At 53.3% G+C, this 6777-nt stretch carries 8 protein-coding genes; 6 read left to right on the top strand and 2 right to left on the bottom strand.

The window, feature by feature from the left end; translation table 11 throughout:
* A partial coding sequence (gene ribD, locus ACEW8P_RS21395) for a bifunctional diaminohydroxyphosphoribosylaminopyrimidine deaminase/5-amino-6-(5-phosphoribosylamino)uracil reductase RibD (RefSeq protein WP_373515104.1) occupies positions 1-687 on the bottom strand: 687 nt, incomplete at its 3' end.
* A gap of 128 nt (positions 688-815) precedes the next feature.
* Here ribD and prmC point away from each other — a divergent pair.
* Together prmC and ACEW8P_RS21385 are read left to right on the top strand one after the other, a co-directional pair.
* A complete protein-coding gene (gene prmC, locus ACEW8P_RS21390; protein ID WP_373515105.1) occupies positions 816-1682 on the top strand; it encodes a peptide chain release factor N(5)-glutamine methyltransferase in 867 nt (288 codons plus the stop codon).
* A gap of 8 nt (positions 1683-1690) precedes the next feature.
* The gene (locus ACEW8P_RS21385) at positions 1691-2647 is read left to right on the top strand and encodes an AAA family ATPase (RefSeq protein WP_373515103.1); all 957 of its coding nucleotides are present in this window, start codon (positions 1691-1693) and stop codon (positions 2645-2647) included.
* A gap of 7 nt (positions 2648-2654) precedes the next feature.
* Here the strand turns inward: ACEW8P_RS21385 and yidD are convergent, their stop codons facing one another.
* Positions 2655-2864 (bottom strand): membrane protein insertion efficiency factor YidD, encoded by a 210-nt coding sequence (gene yidD, locus ACEW8P_RS21380; RefSeq protein ID WP_373515102.1) that lies wholly within the window; start codon positions 2862-2864, stop codon positions 2655-2657.
* Between the two features lie 99 nt (positions 2865-2963).
* Here yidD and lgt point away from each other — a divergent pair, with 99 nt between their 5' ends.
* The 4 genes from lgt to ACEW8P_RS21360 all read left to right on the top strand — a co-directional run bounded on the left by lgt (position 2964) and on the right by ACEW8P_RS21360 (position 6773).
* The gene (lgt, locus tag ACEW8P_RS21375; RefSeq protein ID WP_373515101.1) at positions 2964-3809 is read left to right on the top strand and encodes a prolipoprotein diacylglyceryl transferase; all 846 of its coding nucleotides are present in this window, start codon (positions 2964-2966) and stop codon (positions 3807-3809) included.
* 125 nt (positions 3810-3934) lie between these two features.
* Complete coding sequence (locus ACEW8P_RS21370; RefSeq protein WP_373515100.1) at positions 3935-4534, top strand: hypothetical protein; 600 nt, start codon at positions 3935-3937, stop codon at positions 4532-4534.
* Positions 4535-4539: 5 nt separating this feature from the next.
* Complete coding sequence (locus ACEW8P_RS21365) at positions 4540-5193, top strand: carbohydrate-binding family 9-like protein (RefSeq protein ID WP_373515099.1); 654 nt, start codon at positions 4540-4542, stop codon at positions 5191-5193.
* Between the two features lie 188 nt (positions 5194-5381).
* Positions 5382-6773 carry a BamA/TamA family outer membrane protein gene (locus ACEW8P_RS21360; protein WP_373515098.1) on the top strand — a complete coding sequence of 464 codons (1392 nt, stop codon included), beginning with the start codon at positions 5382-5384 and terminating at the stop codon, positions 6771-6773.
* The last annotated feature ends 4 nt before the right edge of the window (positions 6774-6777 follow it).

The following is a 6777-nucleotide window of genomic DNA, read 5'->3' as shown; positions in this document are numbered from 1 at the left end:
AAGGTTCCGGTCAAGTACCACGCGTACGGGATTTTGGCCGGGCCAATGCCGAACATTCAGACGAGGATTGTCATTAAAGGCTGTGTTTCGCCCGACCAGAATGGCGTCCTCTTCACTACGCCAGCGATGGACACGCTGCGACGAATAACCGTTGCTGATCGCGATGGGTTTACCGCCCGCTGCGCCGATGAATCCATCGGCGGTTTCGGCCCATTTCAAAATGATGTACGGCCTTTTTTTACAAAAAAAAGTAAAGAACCGACGGTTCAGCTCTTGGCCCTCCTCCGCCAGGATACCACTTTCTACTTCTATTCCGGCATTTTTCAGCAAAGTCAGCCCGCGTCCGGCTACAAGTGGGTTGGGGTCATGGTTGGCGACAACTACCTTCTTTATTTTTTTATTGATCAAAAGATTGGCGCAGGGCGGGGTTTTGCCAAAATGAGAGCAGGGTTCCAGCGTCACGTAAGCGGTGGCGGATTTCAATAAATCTGCGTTCCCTCTTTTTTCGGCGTCGCGCACGGCTTGTACTTCGGCGTGGGGACCACCGTAGTTCCGGTGCCAGCCTTCGCCGATGACGCGCCCATCGGCGACCAGTACGCAGCCCACCATCGGGTTGGGGCTGACGTAGCCGCGACCGTATTCGGCGAGTTGGAGGGCGCGCTGCATGTATTGGTCTTTGGGGGGCATTCGGGTTTTTATTCTGGTTCTTTGCACTGTGTTTTTGCTTCATTTTCCGAAAACGGGCGGGACGCCCGTACCACAATCCGGCTAAAATTACTAACTTTCCCGCTTCTGAATTGAAATCAGCCCAATCCATGACCTCGGCCCGGCAACTTTATAAACAACTTACCCAGCGGATCGACGCCTATCCGCCCAAAGAAACCCAGGCGCTCACCTTCATGCTTTTGGAGCATTACATGCGCCTGCGCAACGTAGACGTGCTGGTGGATCGCCCCATTCCCGACTCACAGGTGCAGCCCGACTGGGACAATATTGTAGCGCGGCTCAACGGCAACGAACCCATTCAGCACATTATCGGCTCTACTGAGTTTTGCGGACTGACGTTCCAGGTGTCGGCATCGGTACTCATTCCGCGTCCCGAAACCGAAGAACTCGTGCGGCTGGTGACGCGCGACTACGCCGAGCCGGAAGATAAGCCATCTATTCTCGACATCGGTACGGGCAGCGGTTGCATCGCCATCGTGCTGGCGCGCTTTCTGCCCCACGCTACCGTTCATGCCTGGGATGTGAGCGACGAAGCCCTGTCGGTGGCCCGCGAAAACGCCCGCCAGCTGATGGCCGATGTCCATTTCGACAAGCAGGATATGCTCAATGTGAGCTTCCCGTTGCCCGACGCGATCCAGAAGTTCGACTGCATCGTGAGCAATCCGCCCTACGTCACCTACGCCGAAGCCGACCACATGCGGCCCAACGTGCTGCGCTTCGAACCGCATGAAGCTCTGTTCGTAGAAGACAGCGATCCGCTGCTTTTCTACAAAGCCATCGCCGACTTCGGCCAACACCATTTGAAAGAAGGCGGACGCTGCTACGTAGAAATCAACGAACACTACGGTCCCGAAACCTGCAGGGTATTTGAAGAAAGAAATTACCAAGAAGTAGAAATCCTGAAAGACATCCACGGCAAAAATCGGTTTGTGCGGGCAGTAGGAAGTAAATTGTGAATGATTGAATGTACCTCCCCAAAATAAAAGAACTTCTCGACGAGATGAGCAAGGTAGTTGTGGGCCAGGAGAAACTCCTGAACCGACTGCTCATCAGCCTGTTTACGGGTGGGCATATTTTGCTCGAAGGCGTTCCTGGTTTGGCCAAGACGCTGACGATCAATACGCTTTCGAAGGTATTGCACCTCAACTTCCACCGTATCCAATTTACGCCCGACCTGCTACCCGCCGACCTGATCGGGACGATGATTTACAAACCGAAAATCGGGGATTACGAAGTCAAGAAAGGGCCCATTTTTGCCAACATTATTTTAGCCGATGAGGTAAACCGCTCACCCGCCAAGGTGCAGTCGGCACTGCTGGAAGCGATGCAGGAAAAGCAGGTCACGATCGGTAACGATACCTATTTGCTGGACCGTCCGTTTCTGGTACTGGCCACGCAGAATCCGGTGGAGCAAGAAGGCACCTACCCGCTGCCCGAGGCGCAGCTCGACCGATTCATGATGAAAGTGTACGTAGACTACCTCAACAAGGCTGAGGAACTGGAGGTCATGCGCCGCATGGCCGACCTGAATTTCGATTATTCAGTAGACGCGGTAATGGACAAGGAAGAGATTTTTGCCATTCGGAACGAAGTGAACAAAGTCAACATTTCCGACACGCTCGAACGCTACATCATCGAACTGGTCTTCGCTACGCGCCGCCCGATGGACTACGGCCTACGCGATGAGGCGCGGTACATTCAGTTTGGCGTGTCGCCGCGCGCGACAATCTTTCTCAACCTGGCTGCCAAGGCAATGGCCTACCTCGAAGGCCGCGATTACGTGCTCCCCGAGGACATCAAGGAACTCGCCCCCGACATCATGAACCACCGCATCCTGCTCAACTACGAAGCTGAAGCCGACGGCGTGCGGACTAGTACGATTATTGATTCTATTCTCAGAAAGGTGGCGATAGGGGGGTAATTTTGAATCACGGTACCGGATCCGCGCCGCTTCCGCCCCAGGGATGGCAGCGGGCGAAACGTTTCAGTCCCAGCCATCCGCCTTTGAATGCGCCGTGTTTCGTGACGGCCTCAATCATGTACTGCGAGCAGGTGGGCGTGTAGCGGCAGGCATTGGGCAAGTAAGGCGACACCACACCCTGATACACCCGAACCAGCGAAATAAGTAGAGTTTTCATGTCATTTCACAACTGGAACGCCAGCCCGGTCATAATTCATAATTCATAATTCATAATTACTACCTTACCTTTGGCAAAAATTAACACCTGACCTCATCGATGCTCACTTACATTACCTGGGATGTCAGTCCCGACATTTTCACTATTCCCGAATTCATGGGCTTCGGCCCCTTCACCATCCGCTGGTACGGGCTGCTGTTCGCGGCGGGTTTCCTGATCGGTCAGCAGATCATGACGCACATTTTCAAAAAAGAGGGCAAACCGCTCGAAGACATCGACACGCTCACGCTGGTGATGGTGGCTGCCACGGTACTGGGCGCGCGGCTGGGCCATTTCCTTTTTTACGAACCGCAGGTTTTCATTGAAAACCCATTGGAAATAATCCTCCCGCCCTTCGCAGGCCTGGCCAGTCACGGCGCGCTGATCGGCATTTTGCTGGCTCTGTGGCTGTACACCCGTAAACGCCAGTCCACAGGCCAAACGTTCCTGTGGCTCACCGACCGCATGATGATTCTGGTGGCACTGGCCGGAGCATTCATCCGTTTTGGCAATCTGATGAATTCCGAGATCGTCGGCAAAGTAACGGATGTACCCTGGGGTTTTATTTTCATGCAAAACATGGAATACAGCCAGTACCCGCGTCATCCGGCGCAGTTGTACGAGTCCATTTCGTCCCTGATTTTGTTTTTCGTGCTGTTTGCGCTTTGGAACAAATACAAAACCGCCACGCCGCGCGGTCTGCTGCTGGGCATCGGGCTGGTCTGGATTTTCGTCTTTCGCTTCATGTACGAGTTTGTGAAAGAAAATCAGGTCAACTTTGAGGACACGTTGCCGCTGAACATGGGCCAGTTCTTGAGCATTCCGGCGGTGTTGCTGGGAATCTACCTGGTCGTCCGCTCGCGGCGAGACGATCACCATCCCGAACGACGGCCCGCTACCGCGTAGCTCGCTCGGTCGAACCAACCAGTAAGAGAACTCGGCTTACCGTTCGCTAGAAACGGGAGGGGCCGGGTTCTTTTTTTTGGAATAAAAACTTTAAATTGCTTCCTGAACCTAAACCCTCCAATCTAATGAAAAAGCTTGTTTTGTTCACGAGTGTCCTGGCCGTTTCCCTGTGGAGTTGCGGTGGAAGCGACGAAAAAGAAGAAGTCGAAGAGCCAAAAAACGCCATGGAGGCCATCCAGCAAATGGCTGACAAAGCGAAAGAAATGCAGGAGAACGGCCCCGTCGATCCAGTGGATTTCCGAGAGTTGAAAGCTATGCTACCCGAAACTACGGGCGGCATGGAACGTACCGAAGCCACGGGCGAGAAGAACGGCGCGATGGGATTCAGCCTATCACAGGCCGAGGCCAAATACGAGGAAGGGGATTCCCGCCTGGAGATCAACATCGTGGATACGGGCGGCGTGGGCGGCATGGCCATGATGGGCATGGCGGCCTGGGCAATGGCTGAGGTGGACAAGGAAACGACTACGGGCTACGAGAAAACTACCCGTATAGACGGCAATAAGGCTTACGAAAAATACGACAATGAACGCCAAAACGGCGAATTGAATGTGTTGGTCGGTGATCGTTTCATCGTGAGCGTGAAGGGTCGTAAGGTTTCGATGGATCAAATGAAGGATGCCCTGGACGAAATCAACTTGGGCAAACTAGCGAAAATGGAATAACCCGCATGACTGCTGATACGTACGAGATTACTTTACCGGACCACCACTGGCTGAGTCTGCCCCAAAAATACTTCCGCGAGGCCGGTGACGGCGCCGAAGCCACCCAGGAAACCCTTGTACGGCTTCGGCAGGATGGGGACATCCTCACTGTCGAGTTCGAGTGCCACGGCAATCCCTTTTGGCGGCAGAATACCTACAAAGAGGATAATACTTCGCTTTGGAAGCAGGAAGTGTTTGAAATTTTTATCGCCGCGGGCGAAGCTACACCGAGCCGCTATATTGAGCTGGAAATCAATCCCAATGATGCACTCTTTGTAGGAAGCGTTCACAATCCCGGTCCGCAAGGCGATGGCATAAAACTGACGATGGTGCCGCCCAAGGAGTCCGGCATTTCTCATAAAATCACCCAAACTACCGCCAGCACCTGGCGGGGCGAGCTGCACATTCCGCTCAAATTTGTCAACGGCTCGGCTGGTGATGCGGTTGATTCCGTTTACCGCGTTAACTTTTACCGTATCGTGCTCCTAGAGCCACAGGCTGATCCGAATTGGGAATGTACCCCCGAAAATTCTTCTTTCCAATGCTGGAGTCCTACGCTGAGTGGGGCCAAGCCACACTTCCACCGTCCCGAGCGGTTTGGGGTTTTGCGTCTGCTTTGAATTCAGCGGGCGAGGCCGGGCGGGCAACTTTCAGACGTTTTCCTGCGTAAGTACTTTACCCGAAGTTTTTGGTAAAACTCTTTTTTACCGACACCTTTGGTACTTTTTTACGTTGTAGGGGGGAATTTCAGGTTCTCGTCCGTTGAATGTCGCAGCAAATCAGACTTCTTTTATTCATAATTCTTGGATTGGCAGGCTTAGGTAGTCAATCGCTCGCCCGAACTACCGGGCCGGATACGCCGGACAGCCTGCGCATCATCACGATCAACAGCGTGAGCGTGGAGGGAAACTACCGCACCCGGACGCCCATCATACTGCGTGAAATGGCCGTGTTGCCCGGCGATAGTCTGCCGCGTAACATTCTGGAAGGTAGTTTGGAGATCGACCGCCGCAAGATCATCAATACCAATCTGTTCATTACGGTCGAAATGCTGTATTTCCCCAGCCAGCAGGACAGCAGCGCCGTAGATGTGCGGGTGGTAGTGAAAGAGCGGCTCTACATGGTTGTGTTACCCGTGTTTTCGCTGGCCGACCGCAACTTCAACGAGTGGTGGTATGACCGCAACCGCGACCTGAAACGCACTACCTATGGCCTTTTCATGAATTATAACAACATCACGGGCCGAGCCGACCAACTGAGGCTCTCCGCTGAATTTGGCTTCCTGCCGAACTACGGAATCTCGTACACCAATCCTTACATTGACAAAGCGAAGAAAACGGGCATTTCCGTTGGGATGTCTTACGCTACCAACAAGTCGCTCCCCTTCCGCACCTGGAACGACAAACTGGATTATTTCAACAGCGAACAACTGAATAGGGAGCGGTTCTACGCATTTACCCAATTGAGCCGGCGGAACAAATTCTATGGCTTACACCTGCTCGATGCTCGTTGGATCAACGTCCAACTTTCCGATACCTTCGCCCACCACAGCCCCAACTACCTGCTGGATGGTCAGTCGAGTCAGCGGTACTTTCAGCTTGCCTATAGTTTCAGCTACGACCGCCGAGATAACAGGCAGTACCCCCTACGTGGGTTCAGATACGGCATTTCGGCTATCAAACAGGGGCTGTTGCCCGGCGATGACCTCAATCAGGCTTCGGTCTTTGGCTGGTACAACCGCTACTATGCCCTAGGTAAACGCTGGTTTTTCAATAGCGGCCTTACTGTCCGCGCTTCGTCTCCATTGCGGCAGCCCTACGCTCAGACGATCGGATTGGGATACAAATCCAACTTGGTGCGAGGCTATGAACTCTATGTAATCGATGGTCAGCATTTTGCCCTTTGGGACAATGAGTTGAAATATCGATTGTTCAGTTTTGAGAAAACAATCTCCTGGATTCCCATCCGCCAGTTCAGCACTATTCCCGTCACGGCCTACCTCAACTCCTTTGCCGATTTTGGTTACGTCCGCAATTACTACCCCGAGTTGAGTAATACCAAGCTGGGCAACCGCCTGCTGCCGGGGGCCGGGCTGGGATTGGACGTGGTGACTTTCTACAATATGGTCATTCGTGCCAACTATACTGTCAACGGCTTGGGCGAGGGGCGATTCTTTTTTCAGATTGGCCGCTCATTGTGAGTAC

The organism is Persicitalea sp. (assembly GCF_041751555.1).
GTDB lineage: Bacteria > Bacteroidota > Bacteroidia > Cytophagales > Spirosomataceae > Persicitalea.
This window is presented reverse-complemented; position numbering and strand designations above follow the sequence as displayed.

Bases quoted from the DNA above. Each gene is read 5' to 3' on its own strand.
- prmC (WP_373515105.1), top strand. From the start codon at position 816: ATGACCTCGGCCCGGCAACTTTATAAACAACTTACCCAGCGGATCGAC.
- ACEW8P_RS21385 (WP_373515103.1), top strand. From the start codon at position 1,691: ATGTACCTCCCCAAAATAAAAGAACTTCTCGACGAGATGAGCAAGGTA.
- yidD (WP_373515102.1), bottom strand. From the start codon at position 2,864: ATGAAAACTCTACTTATTTCGCTGGTTCGGGTGTATCAGGGTGTGGTG.
- lgt (WP_373515101.1), top strand. From the start codon at position 2,964: ATGCTCACTTACATTACCTGGGATGTCAGTCCCGACATTTTCACTATT.
- ACEW8P_RS21370 (WP_373515100.1), top strand. From the start codon at position 3,935: ATGAAAAAGCTTGTTTTGTTCACGAGTGTCCTGGCCGTTTCCCTGTGG.
- ACEW8P_RS21365 (WP_373515099.1), top strand. From the start codon at position 4,540: ATGACTGCTGATACGTACGAGATTACTTTACCGGACCACCACTGGCTG.